Origin of the sequence: Metabacillus niabensis, from assembly GCF_020524345.1 — a bacterium.
GTDB classification, from domain to species: domain Bacteria; phylum Bacillota; class Bacilli; order Bacillales; family Bacillaceae; genus Metabacillus; species Metabacillus niabensis_B.
Window position 1 is genome coordinate 209,365 of record NZ_JAIVLH010000005.1, and the last position, 17,826, is coordinate 227,190.

17 protein-coding genes are annotated in these 17,826 nt (G+C 35.1%); 13 read left to right on the forward strand and 4 right to left on the reverse strand.

Annotation, left to right across the window (positions count from 1 at the left end; all coding sequences use genetic code 11):
- Positions 1-22 precede the first annotated feature (22 nt).
- The 13 genes from essC to LC095_RS08710 all read left to right on the forward strand — a co-directional run bounded on the left by essC (position 23) and on the right by LC095_RS08710 (position 14,357).
- Positions 23-4,474 (forward strand): type VII secretion protein EssC, encoded by a 4,452-nt coding sequence (gene essC / locus LC095_RS08655; protein WP_226527779.1) that lies wholly within the window; start codon positions 23-25, stop codon positions 4,472-4,474.
- Between the two features lie 2 nt (positions 4,475-4,476).
- The gene (gene esaA, locus LC095_RS08660) at positions 4,477-7,449 is read left to right on the forward strand and encodes a type VII secretion protein EsaA (RefSeq protein ID WP_226527780.1); all 2,973 of its coding nucleotides are present in this window, start codon (positions 4,477-4,479) and stop codon (positions 7,447-7,449) included.
- Positions 7,439-7,942 carry a type VII secretion protein EssA gene (essA, locus tag LC095_RS08665; protein WP_226527781.1) on the forward strand — a complete coding sequence of 168 codons (504 nt, stop codon included), beginning with the start codon at positions 7,439-7,441 and terminating at the stop codon, positions 7,940-7,942. Before esaA ends, essA begins: the two co-directional genes overlap by 11 nt.
- A gap of 13 nt (positions 7,943-7,955) precedes the next feature.
- A complete protein-coding gene (locus tag LC095_RS08670; RefSeq protein WP_078434671.1) occupies positions 7,956-8,384 on the forward strand; it encodes a DUF5082 family protein in 429 nt (142 codons plus the stop codon).
- Positions 8,384-8,650 carry a YwqI/YxiC family protein gene (locus LC095_RS08675; RefSeq protein WP_226527782.1) on the forward strand — a complete coding sequence of 89 codons (267 nt, stop codon included), beginning with the start codon at positions 8,384-8,386 and terminating at the stop codon, positions 8,648-8,650. The genes LC095_RS08670 and LC095_RS08675 overlap by 1 nt, the downstream gene beginning before the upstream one ends.
- 12 nt (positions 8,651-8,662) lie before the next feature.
- Positions 8,663-10,417 (forward strand): T7SS effector LXG polymorphic toxin, encoded by a 1,755-nt coding sequence (locus tag LC095_RS08680; protein ID WP_226527783.1) that lies wholly within the window; start codon positions 8,663-8,665, stop codon positions 10,415-10,417.
- Positions 10,418-10,421: 4 nt separating this feature from the next.
- The gene (locus LC095_RS08685) at positions 10,422-11,042 is read left to right on the forward strand and encodes a hypothetical protein (protein WP_226527784.1); all 621 of its coding nucleotides are present in this window, start codon (positions 10,422-10,424) and stop codon (positions 11,040-11,042) included.
- Positions 11,043-11,412: 370 nt separating this feature from the next.
- Positions 11,413-11,775, forward strand: coding sequence for a hypothetical protein (locus LC095_RS08690; RefSeq protein WP_226527786.1), 363 nt, complete (start codon positions 11,413-11,415; stop codon positions 11,773-11,775).
- Between the two features lie 438 nt (positions 11,776-12,213).
- Entirely contained in the window at positions 12,214-12,336 is a 123-nt protein-coding gene (locus LC095_RS26770; RefSeq protein ID WP_264195967.1) for a hypothetical protein, read from the forward strand.
- A 119-nt stretch (positions 12,337-12,455) separates the two neighbouring features.
- Positions 12,456-12,695, forward strand: coding sequence for a hypothetical protein (locus tag LC095_RS08695; protein ID WP_226527787.1), 240 nt, complete (start codon positions 12,456-12,458; stop codon positions 12,693-12,695).
- Between the two features lie 419 nt (positions 12,696-13,114).
- Positions 13,115-13,660, forward strand: a complete 546-nt coding sequence (locus LC095_RS08700) for a hypothetical protein (RefSeq protein ID WP_226527789.1) — start codon at positions 13,115-13,117, stop codon at positions 13,658-13,660.
- 110 nt (positions 13,661-13,770) lie between these two features.
- Positions 13,771-13,926, forward strand: a complete 156-nt coding sequence (locus LC095_RS08705; RefSeq protein WP_169908421.1) for a hypothetical protein — start codon at positions 13,771-13,773, stop codon at positions 13,924-13,926.
- Between the two features lie 119 nt (positions 13,927-14,045).
- Positions 14,046-14,357 carry a DUF3892 domain-containing protein gene (locus LC095_RS08710; RefSeq protein ID WP_226527791.1) on the forward strand — a complete coding sequence of 104 codons (312 nt, stop codon included), beginning with the start codon at positions 14,046-14,048 and terminating at the stop codon, positions 14,355-14,357.
- 94 nt (positions 14,358-14,451) lie between these two features.
- Here LC095_RS08710 and LC095_RS08715 read toward each other — a convergent pair whose 3' ends face one another.
- From LC095_RS08715 to LC095_RS08730, 4 genes are all read right to left on the reverse strand, one after another.
- A complete protein-coding gene (locus tag LC095_RS08715; protein ID WP_226527792.1) occupies positions 14,452-16,005 on the reverse strand; it encodes a polyamine aminopropyltransferase in 1,554 nt (517 codons plus the stop codon).
- A 25-nt stretch (positions 16,006-16,030) separates the two neighbouring features.
- The gene (locus tag LC095_RS08720) at positions 16,031-16,426 is read right to left on the reverse strand and encodes a DUF350 domain-containing protein (RefSeq protein WP_226527794.1); all 396 of its coding nucleotides are present in this window, start codon (positions 16,424-16,426) and stop codon (positions 16,031-16,033) included.
- 22 nt (positions 16,427-16,448) lie between these two features.
- Positions 16,449-17,057: a DUF4247 domain-containing protein gene (locus LC095_RS08725; RefSeq protein ID WP_226527795.1), complete on the reverse strand. Its 609-nt coding sequence runs from the start codon at positions 17,055-17,057 to the stop codon at positions 16,449-16,451.
- A 100-nt stretch (positions 17,058-17,157) separates the two neighbouring features.
- Complete coding sequence (locus LC095_RS08730; RefSeq protein ID WP_226527796.1) at positions 17,158-17,826, reverse strand: PspA/IM30 family protein; 669 nt, start codon at positions 17,824-17,826, stop codon at positions 17,158-17,160.

Consider the following 17,826-nt stretch of genomic DNA (forward strand, 5'->3'; position numbering starts at 1 on the left):
TGAAATAACAGGTGGTGATTATATGGCGACGCTTTGGGTTTTTACGAAGCATACATACCAGGAAGTTCAACTAAATAAAGGTCCAAAACAACATATAACAATTGGTCCAAGCAAAGAGCATACAGTTACCATTCCGAGTATATCAAATACTTTTTTTGTAAGGTCTCAAGATGGTCAATATTTGTTGAGAAATGATGTGGATCAGTTTGAGACGAAATTGGAACATAAAAAGGATTATTTAATCAATGACGCTGGAGAGAAACTTAGAATTTACTTTGCATCATCTTTGAAAAGAAAAACCTACTATGTGGGACATTTAAAAGAAGTATCTTTTTCTACCTTTAATCAAAGCACAAGCTTTTATAAGAAATATGATCTTGAAACTTCTTTTTCTCTTATACAGCAATCAAATGGATTTCAGCTATCAAGTCTAAATGGTGAGTTATTTAAAAATGGTCAAAAAATTGAGATACCAAGTTTATTAGAAACTGGCGATATAATCATGTGGGCATCGATGAAAATAACCTTACTTGAAGAGGATTTTATTCAAATCGAAAGTCCGGAAACCTATCAAACAAGGTTACCTGAGGCAATTATCCCTTTATCAGAAATGAGAAAAAAATATCCGGCCTATCGAAGAACACCTCGTATGGTATATGATTTGCCGGATGAGAAGGTACAGCTATCTTTTCCAACACAAGATTCTCAAGGGTCAAATCGGAGCTTGTGGTTAATTATTTTGCCTCCACTTGTGATGCTGATCGTCATGGGACTTGTCGCATTTTTAATACCAAGAGGCATTTTCATCATTGTTTCATTAGTGATGTTTATGACGACGCTTGTGACTTCAACGGTCCAATACTTTAAAGATAGAGGAAATCAGAAAAAATCAAAGGAACGTCGTAAACGAATTTATTCGAACTATTTACATTCGAAAAGACAAGAGCTTCAGCAACTTGCTGATAAGCAAAAAGACGTGCTTGAATTCCATTTTCCTGCATTTGAAAGAATGAAATATTTAACAACTCAACTGTCAGATAGGCTATGGGAAAGAACGATGGAAAGTCCTGACTTTCTCCAATTTCGTCTTGGGACAGGAACAGTTCAAGCGAGCTACACGATTTCTTCTTCTGCTTCAGATATGTCCAATCGTGAAATGGATGAGTTGCTCGAAGAATCCCAAAAACTAGAAAGAGCATACAAAAACCTTTCGGACCTACCGATTACAGCCAATTTATCTGAGGGAGCAATTGGATTAATCGGGAAAGACCGTGTATTAAAGAATGAGCTACATCAACTAGTTGGTCAAATGGCCTTTTTTCATAGCTACCATGACCTAAGGTTTGTGTTTATCTTTGATGAACAAGAATACAAGGAATGGGAGTGGATGAAGTGGCTGCCACATTTTCAATTGGCAGGATCCCATGCCAAAGGATTTATCTATAATGAAAAAACAAGGGATCAGTTATTATCTTCTCTTTACGAAATGGTAAGAGAGAGGGATCTTGAAGAAGAAAAAGAGAAAATAAGATTTTCTCCACATTATGTGTTTATTGTTACAAACCAACAGCTAATTTCTGATCATGTCATATTAGAGTATCTGGAAGGAAATCATCAGCATCTAGGGATTTCGGTTATTTTTGCAGCAGAAGCAAAGGAAAGCTTATCAGATAATATTCACACACTTATTCGTTATATCAATGATGAACAAGGAGATATATTAATTCAACAGAAAAAAGCAGTTAAAATTCCATTTGTATTGGATGATCACAATAGATCTGATAATGAAATGTATGCAAGGATGCTGCGAACGCTTGATCATCAAACAGGGATGACAAACTCGATTCCGGACTCTGTTTCCTTTTTGGAAATGATGAATGTGAAAAATGTTGATCAGCTTCCAATTGAACAAAATTGGCTAACAAGAGAGTCATCGAAATCATTAGGTGTTCCAGTTGGATTAAAAGGAAAAGCAGAAACCGTTGATTTGAACCTCCATGAGAAAGCACATGGACCACATGGGCTATTAGCAGGGACAACAGGTTCAGGGAAAAGTGAGTTCTTACAAACATATATATTGTCACTTGCTGTCCATTTTCATCCACATGAAGTAGCCTTTCTTCTTATCGATTACAAGGGTGGTGGAATGGCACAACCGTTTAAAAATATGCCGCATCTTCTTGGGACCATTACGAATATTGAAGGAAGTAAAAACTTCAGTATGCGGGCCCTTGCTTCTATTAAAAGTGAGCTAAAAAGACGTCAGCGCTTATTTGACCAACATAGTGTGACACATATTAATGATTACACAAGACTTTATAAAAGTGGAAAAGCAGAACTGGCATTGCCACACCTGTTTTTAATCTCTGATGAATTTGCCGAACTGAAAGCCGAAGAACCTGATTTTATTAAGGAATTAGTCAGTGCTGCACGTATAGGAAGAAGCTTGGGTGTCCATCTTATTCTTGCTACCCAAAAGCCTGGTGGTGTTATTGATAACCAGATTTGGAGTAATGCACGTTTCAGAGTTGCATTAAAGGTTCAGAATACAGAGGATAGCCGGGAGATTCTAAAGAATGGTGATGCAGCTTCTATTACACAAACAGGTCGTGGATATTTGCAGGTTGGAAACAACGAAGTATATGAACTATTTCAATCTGCATGGAGTGGAGCACCATATCATGAGGAAGAATCTCTTGATATCGAGGATGAAATCGCGATTGTTACAGACCTTGGATTAATTCCGCTTTCCGAGGTAACGGTTCAAGATCATAAGCAAAAAGAAGTTCTAAGTGAAATTGCCGTTATTGTTTCAAAAATAAACGAGTTACAAGAAAAATTAGAGCTGAAAAAATTACAAAGTCCTTGGTTGCCGCCACTGCCAGCTCGACTATACCCAGTCAAGCAAAAGGAACCAAGAGATAAAGAGAGTATTATGTTTGCTCGCATTGATGAACCGGAAAAACAAAGCCAATCTGATTATTCATATAACGTATTAGAAGATGGAAACATCGGGATATTCGGTTCCGCTGGTTATGGTAAGACAAGTACAATGCAAACATTACTGCTAGGTATGGCAAAAGCATTTACTCCAAAAGAAGTTCATTTTTATTTAATGGACTTTGGAAATGGTGGGTTATTACCTTTAAGGCAGCTCCCGCATACAGCAGATTATTTTCTGTTGGATCAGGTGCGAAAAATTGAGAAATTCATGAAAATTCTAAAAGACGAAGTGGCAAGCAGGAAGAAGCTCTTCCAAAAGAAAGAGGTAAGCTCAATTAAAATGTACAATGCCCTAAGTGAAGAGCAACTTCCGCTCATTTACTTAGTTGTTGATAATTTTGACCTCGTCAAGGAAGAAATGCTTGATCTGGAGCAGCAACTGAATACTTTTGCACGTGATGGGCAATCATTAGGTATTTATATCATGCTGACAGCAACACGAATTAACTCTGTTCGTCAATCGTTGATGAATAACTTACAAACAAAAATTGTCCATTACCTAATGGACCAAACAGAAGCTTACACAATGTTGGGACGATTACCATTTGCTCCTGAATCAATATCGGGAAGAGCAATCGTGAAGAAGGATGAAGCATTCTTTTCGCAAGTATATCTTCCAGTTGAAGGAAAAGATGATTTTGAGCAGATGGAAAACGTGAAGAAATTAGTGCAGTATCTAAAAGATGATTATATTCATGTTGAGAAACCTGCTCCTGTACCGATGCTTCCGACTGAACTAACGATGGCCAATTTTGCTGCTTATATAGAAGGAAAAGAGGGCTTACTACCAATAGGTTTACATGAGGAAACAGTTAAGCCCGTTTATGTCAACCTTACTAGGTCTAAGCACTGTCTTGTACTCGGTCAAGCGCAAAAAGGTAAAACAAATACATTAAAGACATTTATTCATACTGCATTGGAGCAACAATTGGAACATGTTGCAATCTTTGATTCCATTGATCGAGGTTTATCTGCTTATATTGGAGATGACAGACTCGTTTACTTGGAAGGTAAGGATCACGTAGCATCCTGGATTGAAGCGATTGAAAAAGCAATGGTAGATAGAGAAGCCAATTACCAGCGATTGATTCAACAAGGAAAACCATTGAAGGCTAATCAGCCTGTGTTACTCATTGTGGATGGATACGCAAATTTCCTGCAAAAGCTTGATAATCCCCTGCAAGATAAACTTGTTCGATTGATGAAAAATTACAGCCATTTAGGCTTTAACATCATTGTATCCGGCAGCAACAATGAATTAACAAAAGGATATGATCCACTAACACTTGAAATAAAACAAATTCGTCAAGCAGTCGTGTTAATGAAAAAATCAGAACAAACGATGTTCACTCTTACATATGACCGGAAGGAACCGGAAATTCAACCGGGCTACGGCTATTATGTTGAAAATGGAAAAGAACAAAGCATTCAAATTCCGCTTGTTCATGTAGAACGGAAGGTGCAAATATAAGTATGAAGCAAACATCAACTATTATTAAACTACTAGTCGCGATAACATTAATCGTCATTACACCCCTTCTTTTCTTTCGCGCAATCGGTGATAACCCGTTCAAGGTTGAAAAAGCAAGTGCAGCGCAATCGATCGCGATTATTAACGAAGATACAGGTGTAGAAGAAGAAGGAGAAAAAATTCAGCTTGGTGAAAATGTTGCAAGCATTTTAGGAGAAAACTCAAATTTTGAATGGACAGTTGTCGGTAGAAGTGCCGGTGAAAATGGTCTGCTAAGTCAGAAATACGATGCTGTTGTCTATTTACCATCAAACTTCTCTGAAAACGTTATGTCTTATGATGAAAGTAACCCTGTGAAAACAAACTTTGAATACAAAGTTCAAAGTCAGCTAAATGCAGTCAATAAAGAAAAAGTATTACTAGAGCTTGAGAAAGCAACGAAAAAAGTGAATCAAAAAATCTCAACTCTATACTGGAATTATGTTTCAGCCGATTTAGAAAATGTTCGTGCTGAATTTGATGAAATTCTTCAAAAAGAAATTGCTTTTCAGGAAGCAATGACAGCATTCTACAAGCCCAGCTCAAAAGACTTAGCAGGACAAATTGAAGAACAAAAGGTGATGCTTGCTAGTCTCCAATCCTCAATTGAGCAAGCTGGAAGCGAAACACCTGACCAGAAATCAATGCTGGAGACATATGAAAAAAGCTTATCCAGCTTTGTAGAATATGTTGAGACGTATAAAGAATACCAGGATAATCAGCAGAAAATCTTATCGGAAATTCAATCACAAGCGATTCAAACAGTAAGTGAAGCAACCAATAATCAACAGCCTTTATTTGTGCAATCCATTCGACTCTTTGAGGACGAAGGAAGTTCCGTTGTAGAAAGCATGCAGCAGTTAAACACTCGCATGACTCAGTCACAGCAGCTTTTTACACAGCTTGAGGAACAAAGGTACAGCCAGGTTGCAAGACAAATTAGTGATATTTATGCTTATCAGAATAAAATACTTGATTTTTATAAGGATCTAACAGGTACAACACAAGAATTAGAACAAATTAAAGGTAATTTAGAAAAATATAGTGAAAAGCTGTCTGTTCCTTCAAATGAAGAAGGTTCAGTAGAACCTCCCACGATAGATTCTGAAAGTGTTACTAAAAATTCACCATCTGGTATAGAACATAATGAAAACAATACATCTAATATAGAGGCTAACAATGAACAAGATAACACAGCTGATTTTCCAGATGATCAGCCTAAAGAAAAGTATGTTGATTTGCAAAATGAAAAGGAAAAAATTGCTGGTATATCAGAATTAATGTCAAATCTCAGAGAAGACCTAGGAGTATTTGAAAGTTTAACTAAAGAGAAGTTAGACGAAGCACTTATAAAGTTAGAAGGAATAGAAAAGGATTTAGCCGAACTTAGCTCAAATTTAACTGAAAAAGAGAATGCTGAAAATCCACTTCAATTAAAAGTGGATGAATTAAATACTACACTTGCAGAAACTACAGCTCAAATAGAGTCATTAGATACTGAGTTAGAAAATGTAAAAAGTGAGAATGATGAATTACAAAAACAAAATAATTATTATGAAACAAAAGTAAAAGATATAAAAGAAAAGATAGACGAAAAGGAAAGAGAGATATTAGAATTTGAAGGTCTATCGCCATCTAGGAAAGCCGATTTAGAAAAGTTTTTTGAAATAAAAATAATTAGTAAAGATCTACTAGATATGATGTTTTACTATTCTTACTTAGAACGTTATTACGCTACAATACAAAGAATGGTTAATGAGGACTTAGTCAAAACAGAAATACTCGCTAATGAAGACTTACAGAATGCAGCTATTGAAATTGTTAATGTTACAGAAGAAGAGCAAGGAAACTGGGATGTCATGAGAGAAGAAATCCCAACAACGCAAGATGCTTTAACGACAATTGAAGATAACTTCACAGTCTTTATGGTTGAATACCGAAAAGCTGTTGATGACAATCAAGCGAAGCTTATGGAAAGCTTAGATGCTATTCAACAGGAAGCACAAACGGTTCTTGAACAAATTCAACAACCTGAAAAAATGCTTTCAACATCAACTCCTACTTCAACTGTTGAAGGACAACAAATGGTTTTAGGTTCAGAACAAATTAGCAATCAAATGGATTCTATCCACACTTGGCTGGATTCAGTTCAAGAAAGTCAAGGGGGTATTGTTGATTACACGAGTGAATTACAAGGAAGAATTAATGATGTTCAGGCAGATGCGGATAAGCTAAATCAAAAATGGGCAACAAATGTGGCATCAACTGAGCTTATTCGTGACGACGTATTTAGTGTACTGGGAAATGCGTTTGTTGATGGCCAATCAAATGGTTATGTGTATGACTTTTTAACAAATCCATTAAAAATAAGTGGAGATGTTCCAGAACAAACAGAAAGTACAACAGTTAAAAATATCCCACCGGTTGTTGTCTTGTTTATAGTTTTAGTATCCAGCTTATTAATAGGATACATAAGCTATTATTTCAAACAACCACCATTATGGATTCAGGCGATTGTATTTGTACTATTGAATCTAATTGTTGGATTTGTCATTAGCCTATTTGGACTTGAAATATATCCATTACGAGAAGAAAGTGCAGTGGAATGGACTGTGTTTACGATCTTCCTATTAATGGCTGGTTCTGCCTTAGTAAGAGTCGGATTTGCGGTTCACCAGCTTGTCGGAACATTTATTACTGTGGGGATGGTTATTTTCTATGTGACACCATTGCTTGCCCTGACAACACCAAACTTCAGCTTCCAAGATCCGATGTCAAAGGTGTACATGAGTATCCAGTATGGAACTGAATCACTGTTTACCCAAGCAATGATTGCACTTTGCTGTATTCTGTTAGGACTAGGAGCACTGCAATACTTTATTGGAAGATCTGAAATTGTTTCAGTTGATAAAGGATCGGAAACATATGATGCGTAAGCATTGGATAATGTTGATTTCGTTTTTATTCTTTGTCGCCAGCTTTCTGCTATTACAAGATCAAACTGTAATAGCAGAAACGAATATTGATGAGCTTGTTCCAAACGACTATCAAAAAGAAAATGTGAAAATTAATAAAGATTTACTATTAGACAAACAACAAAATCAACAGCGCACAAATATACCTGAAGAGCAAAAAGGATTAACATTTGAAGGTGAAAAATCGTCTAATGATACGAAAATTGTTTCCTCGTTATTTAATGAAAACGCAAAAAATTTAAATACAATTAAAACAAAAGCAGAAAATTTACACTTATTTTCTTCAACAGAAAAGGTATCCCAGGGGCAAACAGTAGGGGAAGAAACAGCTTCCTCTACAAAGCCTTTATCCCTTTTCATTTGGGTACTCGTTGTGATCTGTTTCATATCACTTATCACAGTCATTATGTTTTGGAACAAATCTACAAAGCAAAAATTTGTTAAAAATAGCTAGTGAGGTGAACGTTATGAGTTTATCAAGCACGTTATACTCAATTCAAAACACAATTTCGTCTCGATCAAATGATGTAAATGAAAAAATCGAACGACTCCAAAAAGCCAAAAGTGAGATTAGTAGCGAACAATCCATTCTATTGCAAGAAATAGAGAAAATTAAACAGCCAGACCTAGGTAAAGACTGGACAGGTAAACGTTCTGAGGAATTTGATGAGGAAAGAGAGCAAGCATATACCATCATGAAAAACATTGGGCAGTACAGCTATAATAGCTATCAATATACAATTGAAAGTAAAATCAATGTCCTGGAATTAGAGAGAATGGCCTTAAATACTGCTAGTGCATTAGCACATGAGGCAGGAGATTTAGTGAACATGGGGGAGGACGCCATTGATGAGCTTTCCGACCGTATAAGTGATTTGAAAAGGCGGTTATTCTAATGGTTACAATCAAATTAAATTACGAAGCCGTAACAAAGGAGCTTAATGAGGCAGATTCAGCCCTATCATCCGTTAAACTTACAGTCCCTGCCTCTGGTGACATCGGAAGAAATCTCTTGGATTTCACCACTTATTTTCTGGAGAGAGAAGAAAGAATTCATCAGTTCATCAATGATTATGTTCAAATTGTCGGGAAAAACATTGAAGATACAAAAGCAAATGTACGTTCATTGAAAGATCAGGATGAAGCCATTACGAGAAACTAATGGAAAGGGCAGATGGCAAACGTGAAAGTACTTGAATCAAAAACGTTAATTGAGACAATGGAGGATCGCGCAACAGTCTATAAAGATTTAAGAGAAAAGCTTGATAAGCTTAAAATGGAATTTACAGATATCGTCCAGCTCGATGATAACCTAACAGGAAAGGGAGCAGATGCCATTAAAGGCTTTTACCAAGCACAAGTTGATGTGGTAGAAGCCTTGCTTCGTTTTATCGACATGCAAATCGCTTTCTTTAATGGTGTATCAGGTTCAATTGATGAATCTAATTTATCAGGTGACACCATTGTGGACGTAAACTTTCTTGAGACAGATCTTTCTATCCAGGCATCAAACCATATCGCAATGGTAGAAAGTCAGCAGGAGGACCTCAAGAAAATCTTTAGAGATATTGATGATATTGTCTCCCTAGACGCTTTTTCAACAGATCAATTTGATACGGCTATGTCTGATGCAAAAAAGAAGCGGGAAGATACTGTTAAAGCCGTAGATACACTAGATCAGCAATTGAAAGAAGAATATATGGTATCAGAAAGTGCCGAGTACCATATAGCAGCCCTCTTTCAACAATTGTTGGAGGCAACGGCCCAAGGAAACACAATCCATCCAATCAATTTCGACTCACAAGCCTACAAAGCAAGCGAAGCCTATCAACTAACAGACGAAGTTGAACAATACGCAAACGAATACCTCACCTTCAAAGAAGAACAAGAAAAATTTAGAGAAGAACTCAAAAAAGCCGAAGAACTCGAAAACCGACCATGGTATGAAAAAGCATGGGATGGAGTCAAAACCTTTACAGGAGAAATCACAGGGTATTATGATTATTTACGTGCCTCAGAAGGAGTTGACCCTGTCACTGGCGAAAAATTAACAGCAGGGCAACGAGTTGCTGCCGGTGCTATGGCAACAGCTGGCTTCATCCCAGTTGTCGGCTGGGCGGGAAGAATCTTCAAAGGCGGAAGTGCTATCTACAAAACCGCCAAAGGCATGAACGCTGCAGATCGTGCTCTTGACGTCTACCGCACATCCAAAACCTTCTCGAACCTCGAAATGGCCGAAATGGGAATTTACGGACTTGTCTCTGCTAATGGGTTTAGTGAGTATATTACTGGTAAGGATATGTTTGGGAATGAGTTAACGCTTGAACAGCAGGAGAATAGTCTGGCTCAGGCGCTTGGATTGTTAGCTGTTGGTGGTGGGGCTTATTATGTGAATAGGTTGCAGGATGGAAGTAGAGTGCTTGATGAAGTACCTATAGAGAATGCAGAAAAAATAGTAGAAATAACACAGGCTGATAGAGAAAAGTTATCTAAATGGGCTTATCCACCAAAAGAAGAGAAATATATAAAGTATAAGGAAGTTTATGACAATCCGAAATATTATGATCAGGAATCAGGTAATATAAATTGGCCACCTAATGATGGGTTTGATGGGGAACCTATGCCTACAGAACTCAAAAAAGGAATGCTTATTGATAGATTTGGCGCGCCAGGTGGTGGTTTCTTTTCGCCAGAAGGAATTCCTTACGAGCAAAGAGCCTTAGCACTTCATAGTGATGAGGCAGATTATTATATCTATAGAGTACTTGAAGACTTTGAAGTTACTGGCGGAAAAATAGCTCCTTGGTTCGATAGACCTGGTGGTGGAACTCAATTTATTAAATACCATAGTAACGGTAAGGCTTATTCAATGGAAGAGTTAGAAGAACTTGAGTTAATTGAGTTTGTATCCGTTAAAAAAGGTGGATAAAATTATGAACTATAATGATTTATTAGATAAATTAGATAATTATCATATTAAGAAGGACAAATTAAGTGGGGATACAATAATTTATGTATATCCCAAAAATAATGACGGAAGTGCAAATCTTGATGCTGGAATTAAATTAGAGAACTCTAATGGCTCTCTAATATGGGACCTATACGAAATACAAAGAAATAAAGACTATAAACTAGGGGATTTTTCCATAAAAGAAACTGCATTTTTAGCATTATATATTACTGTAAAAGGGAAATTTGAGAAAATTAAAGGTGATAATCATGTTAAAAGTGAATTAAGGATAGTAGAAAAAAATCTTTTAGATGGTAAAAAAATTCTTCAAAAAAATATAAACGAACTCTACTTTTCTCTAGAACATGAGAAAGAAGGGGCAATTAATTTAATTGAAGAAAATCAAACAGCTGACGTTTTTTATTTGACTCATCAAAAAGAAAAAATGATGATAACAGAAGCTAGACCTTTATCAAGTGCGTTAGTTGTATTGTATAATTTCAGTATAAAGCTTGAAAAATTTGATGAACTTTTTAAGTCTTATACAGAAAGCTTAGAATTAAAGGAATTAGAAAAAATGAAGAAAATTTATTTAGGTAATTAATTTGTTATGAGGCTATCATTTACATGAAGAGTGTAGATGATAGTCTTTTTGTTAAAAGTTCTTTTCAAAAGTTAATACCTACCAATTAAAGCAAGTGAAGTGATGTCAATATATGCTGCTTATAAAGGTAAAAGGTATCCTTTGAGGAAATGAAGACGGTCCTCCTTGTACTCTTAACGGTTTTACTGGATCTAGAAATGGTCGAACTGTCCCTGAATTTAAATTTAATGGTAGGTTTCTTCCTGTAGATGGTGCTGAATTGTACAAAGTGGTGAATGGAGAAGAAAAAATTGTAGGTATCTTCGATGAAAGGATAGGAAATTTTATTCCAGTTAAATAAGGAGAAAAATTATGATTCGAAAAGGAAAATATGCTTTCATATAAGAATTGTGAATATAGATTTACTAAAATAGAAGGTGACTATGTTGAATTAGTAAGTAACAATCCAACAGATAAGAGGATTGGCTTTAAAGAGTACCCAGAAAATGTTTTTATTAAATCAGTCTTATTAGATGAGATTGACAAGTTGTTTAATATTTATTCTTACGCTATTTATAACGGTGAAAAATTTCCTATTTCTCAAGGTAAGAATGATAAAATATTACTTGACACTTCAAACACTGAGTTGGCAGTAAGATTTGGATTTAAAAGAACAGATAAATATCTCTATTCAAAATACGTATTAATGGACGAAGTAGAAATAATAGAAGATATTGAGCCTTATATTAGGTAATAATTGATTGAGAATCCGTAATACGTTTATGATAAAAAAACATATGTGAATCAAAATTGTACCATTAATAACATAAAGCTATTTTAATAATTAAGTTTCAAATTATATAATAAATTTAATAGTAGACTCCATCTGAATGTAAAAGCAATTACTGATCTAGTTGAGAACACAAAAATTTAGACACTGTTAGAGGAAGAAAGATAAACCTTCCAAGAGTAGATCGCGATACCTGGCTTGGTTGGGTACCAAAAAGTAATGTTAAGCTAATAGAGGAAAAGAAGCCTATTAATCCGGAAGCTATAAAATTAATAGGTCTTAAAAATTAAATTATAAGAGATATAAGAAATTAACTGGTCTATAAAAATATATAGGGCAGTTTTTGTTTTAATTTTTATAAAATACTCTAGAGCTAGAGATAAAATTACTTGTAACAAAGATATGTTTGGGAATGAGTTAACGGTTGAACAGCAGCAGAATAGTCTTGCCCAGGCGCTTGGATTGTTGGCTGTTGGTGGTGGTGCTTATTTTGTGAATGGGTTGCAGGAGGGAAATGCGGTTTAGCAGGCACCAAAGAATGTTAAAATTAATCAACCTCAACGTGGAAAATATGCAGATAGACTGGATTATTTGCATAAAAAGATTGGAAAGCTAGATTTAGTGAATAATTGGAGTGAAGAAATATGGATCAATATACAGGAGATATTAAAATACTAAACGATACCATATACAGGACCTTAGATAAAAAAGTATTTATAAACAAATATGAAAAATATCTAGAAGATAAAAATGAAGATCAAGATGTTTTTGAATTTAAAGATGCTATTGAAATTGAATCAATGTGCTTTTATATTTGGGTTATCTTTACTCAAAATAATGTATCAAGGATTATACTCGAAAATTCAGATTCCAGCCTGCAATAATCATATTCAAATTGGTCTAATCACAAAGTAAAAAAGAAGAGAGAATTACATGATGAATGGCTATAAAAAAATTTGGGTGCACCTTCTGAGAAAACACCAACTTCTTTAATTTTAAAAAAAGAGTGGGGCGAAGTAACGTCATATACTGATATGAAAAGTGGGGAAGTAAAGATATCAATAATGTATATGTAATTATTAGGAAAATAAACTAATAGATAACTATATTGAGAGTTAATGATTATATTAAATGGTTAACTTTTTTTACTAAGTAAATATTTCTTTATGTAAATAACAAAAAGTATAACGTAATAGCTGATTTTATAATAATTTCCTAACGCACTAACTGGATGGAAATGTTGTTAAATAGAATTGTCTGGGAGTAATATCAGTAAGTGAAAATAAATAAGGAGGTAAAAATATTGGGTAGTGTAGATTATATATTCGACTCAAATAATGTTACATGGGAATACAATAGTAAAAAAGTAGAACTTCAAATTTCTAATATTAAATTTGTAAACGTCGAAAAAGAGAATAGATATGTATATATTGTTTGTGGAGAAGAATTTTCTGAGGACATAATATATTATTATTCATTTGAGGGAAACAGAATTTTTTTATGTGACAAAGTAAAAGGTGCTGTAAGTTGGGATTTGGAAGGAAAGTCAGTTAGATTAAACTGTAATTGTGTTATCCATGCTAAAATATTCTTAGAAAAAGAGATTGTTATTGTTTTAGAAAATGGGCAAAACTCGAGAGATCGTGTTATTGGATATAATCTTGAAGGTGGAATAAAGTTTGAGAACTACGCACCTAGAGACTATAAATTTTTATACTTATCAACAGTTCAAGATAGAATTACGGTCGTATGCGAAGGGAGTATTTCGGATTCATACGGTAGATATTCGTGGCATTTTGAACTAGATTTAAGTACCGGTGAACTGACTAAAAAAAACATAGCTTATTAATAATATCTCTGGAGAATTTTATTAAATAAATATTTAATTGGTCTCTAAAATATGAGAAAGAAGGAGCTATTAATTTAGCTGAGGAAAATCAAACATTTGATGTTTTTTATTTGACTTATCAAAAAGAAAAAATAGTACATACAGAAGCAAGACCTTTATCAAGTGCGTTAGTTGTATTGTATAGTTTTAGCAAAAAGCTTGAGAAATTTGATGAACTTATTAAGCCTTATACAGAAAGCTTAGATTTAAAGGAATTAGAAAAATAAAGAAAATTTATATTGGCAATTAAATTTGTTATTAGCTATCCTTTGCATGTAGAGTGTCGATGATAGCCTTATTGAATAAAATCACTTCAATTGGACATACAAATCATGAGGTGATAAAAATGGATCGTTTCGAACAAGCATTTAACCAGTACAAAAATCAAGCGAATCAAGATGAAATTCAAGCAGAAATTATTGAGGGGATGAGCCCGAATCAAGAGAGAATCATTGCAGTGAAAAGGAATGATGATGGGGATTTAATTGCTTTTCAAACAGAGTCAGGCAGACAGTTGGATTACGTTCAGGCACTTTCAGAAGCGAAGGAAGGCAAACTCGCTCATGTAGATGTGTTTCATAAATACGGCCGCGATATCTTAAGAAGTGAACCAGATGGAAACAAAGAAAACAATCTTGATTCTTTGCCGGAATTTTAAAATAAAAAAATGAAAACACAGTTCAGAAGTGTTTCTGAACTGTGTTTTTTCCTGTCTTCACACTCTAAAAGAAATAGTATGAAAGAGTACATACCTAATAACTTCTCCAAGCTTTCTCATACTTCTCAATAATAGTAGGCCTTGTTAAGGTATTCGTGTCAATTGGAAGTAGATTTCCCTTTTTATCTAAAATCTCCTGATCAATGTCCTTGCCGAAAGAAGTTAAGCCGCCTAATACTTCATTTGTTAAAAATTTCGTTTCAACATTTATGTTAGCTTTGTTCAAGTCGACTTCTTCTCTTTTCGCTAAAACAAAGCCCCAATCACCAAAGCTTGGTACATCCACGTGGAGGTTTTCTGTATAAAGGTTTGCAGCTTGTACGGTTTTGTTAATAGACCAATATACTTCTGTTGCAAAGGTTGGACTTGTTGCTTGAATCATAATTGAACCACCCGGTGCCAGACGATTGCGTACCAGCTGGTAAAATTCAAGAGTGTATAACTTATTTAAGGATTCATTATTTGGATCTGGCAAGTCAATTAATATCACATCATAGAGGCTGCCTTGATTTTGTTTTAAAAATTGAAAGGCATCTTCGTTTTTGACTTGAACACGTTTATCCTCAAATGCTTTTTGATTTAAGGTAACAACATCCCGATTTGTTTTCCCTAACTCCACGACGCTTGGATCCAGGTCAACTAAAGTCATAGACTTTACTTCATCATATTTTTGTAACTCTCTTAGAGCTAAACCATCACCACCGCCAAGGATGAGAATGTTTTCTCTTCTGTTGGCTGTACTCATCGCAGGGTGGACGAGAGTTTCGTGATATCGGTATTCATCGCTCGAACTAAATTGAAGCTGCCCGTCGAGAAATAACCGTAAATCTCCTTGTTCCTTCGTCAATATGATTTGTTGATAATCAGTTTGTTCCGTATAAATAATTGGATCTCTATATAGCTTTTGTTCAAATGTAAAAGCTGTTTCTTCCCCAAAGAAAATACCACCAATAAGGATTAGGAAGATCACAATACCTGCTGATAAATGACGTTTGAACGTTTTTATTTCCTTTTTAAAATAAACTAAAATCCACAGGGCAATGGCAACATTAATAATGGCTACAAGAAAAGCTGTTTTTACTAGCCCAAATTCCGGTCTTAGAAAGTACACGAAAAGTAACCCGCCGATCAGGCCCCCGGCATAATCGGAAAACAGCACCCTTGCAGTGCTTTTTTGGAGAGTGACCCCAATCTCATTTGCTTTTCTAATTAAGATCGGAAGCTCCACTCCAGTTAGTGCACCTACAATTAACGTAATGGAGTAAAGAAAGAACGCATCCATTCCTGATTCCAGAAAAGCAGAAACTCCAAATAATAAGAATGTTGAAAGTCCGCCAATAATCCCGATTAGATATTCAATCCATACAAATGACAAGATTAAATTCTTTGTTACTTTCTCGCTAATGGAAGCACCGATGCCCATGCCTGTTAGAAAAAGAGAAATGGTGAGGGTGTATTGTTTTACACCATCACCAAGTAAGTAAGAGCCAGCTGCACCAAATAATACTTCAAAAATGATTCCACAGACAGATACGATTCCTGAAGCCCAATAGATCGCTTTGCTTTGTTTGATATTCTGTTCAATCACACAACTGTCTCCTTGTTCATATTCTTTACGTAATCGATGCCCCAATAACAAAGGCTAATCCGATAGATACACACATACTAATGATGCCTACAGAAATGTTTCCTTTTTTTAGTTGTTCCTCTACAGAAAAATTCCTAGTGAAAAGCTCGAATAATACATAAGCAATTAGCTGAAGTAGTACACCATAAGCACCCCAAATAAGTGTATCTACAACACTTGCACTATGATAAATAGAGAATGCTAGAACAATACAAATTCCAACGATTTTTCCCCCGATTGAAAGGGATACGGCATGATTACCATTTAAGATTTCATCCCAATCTTTATATTTTTTCGTCATAAATTCAAATAAAATTAAGCCAATAAGTACAATTGCTATTGCAATAATAAAATAAACTGCCGTTAAAATAAAAGGCTCCATATTATTTCATTCCCTTCCAATTTTATTTTCCAGTACCTGGTCCGCCACCACGGACAGATGATGTTCCGCCTCTTACGGTTGATGTACCGCCTGTTTTGAATGATCCACCGGAAGAACTGTACCCTTGATAGCAATCATCTTGGTTTGAGGTACATTTATTACGCTGTTTTTTACCCCAATCATCTACATCAAGAACATCGTCTAATAGCCATAGGACAAATAATCCATCAAAAAAATCAGGGCTATAATGATTACGTACAAAGTCATAGGTGGAGATTTCAACCATTGTATTAGCTGAGTTATCTTCATCAGGTGTTAAGATAACAAATGTATCTTGATAAATCAGAACTTGTTTGTCATCTTTTTTCTCACTAACTTCTCTAGGTTTTTCATAATCTTGCAATTCGTTTGCCACATCATCAATGGACTTATTCTCAGCTACATATATTTCAGAAATCTCTTGAGAGCGTTCCTGACTTGAGACTACGTCTTGTAACATGTATGTACTACTAATGAAGTCAGCAATTCCGTCTTTAAAAAATGACCCTCCTGTTGAGCCTTGTGTTTCACTTCCACAGGCAGATAAAAGGAGAATACAAGATAGAAAAATAAAAAGAAGTGACTTTTTCATTGATTCACCTTCTTTCCGGGTAAGCTTTTATTGAAAACTCGAGAGACCTCTAATGCGGTAGCATCGGAGGTCAAGAAAGTTTTTCTCTGCAAACTATTCCTTATTCTTTGCCAAGTTTTTTCTTTAGGGCAGCAAGTTCATCATCAATATCATTGGTTTCTAATGCAGCAAATTCATCATCTAAGCTTTTATTAGAAGATCTCATATCTTCACTCGTTTCAGCTTCAGCTTCATATTGAAGGACTTTTTCCTCCATACGTTCAAAGCCGCGTTTTGACTCATCACTGCCGATACCGGAAAGAGTGCGATTGATTTTTGTTCTTGTTTTTGCAGATTCTGCGCGTGCTTTTAGAGAATCCTTTTTCAATTTCATTTCATTATATTCAGCCTTCATTTCATCTAATTTTTTTCTTAATGTATCTGAATCAAGTTTAGCACGTTCATACGATTCTTTTAATGTATCCAATGTTTGCTGGTGAATTTTCTTGTCTTCTAATGCACGTCTGGCAAGGTCATCATTACCTGCTTCAATGGCTTTAATCGCTTGTTCATCACGTTTTTGAACCATTTTCCCTGCGTCTTCAAATTTCTTTTGTAACATTTTTTCATTGGCAATTTGTTTTGCAACAGCTGATTCTGCTTCTCTAATATCAGTTTCCATGTCTCTCATAAATTGATCAAGCATTTTTACAGGATCTTCAGCTTTGTCCAATAAGGCATTTAATTCTGAATCCACAACTGTTTTTACTCTTTTAAATAATTTAAACAT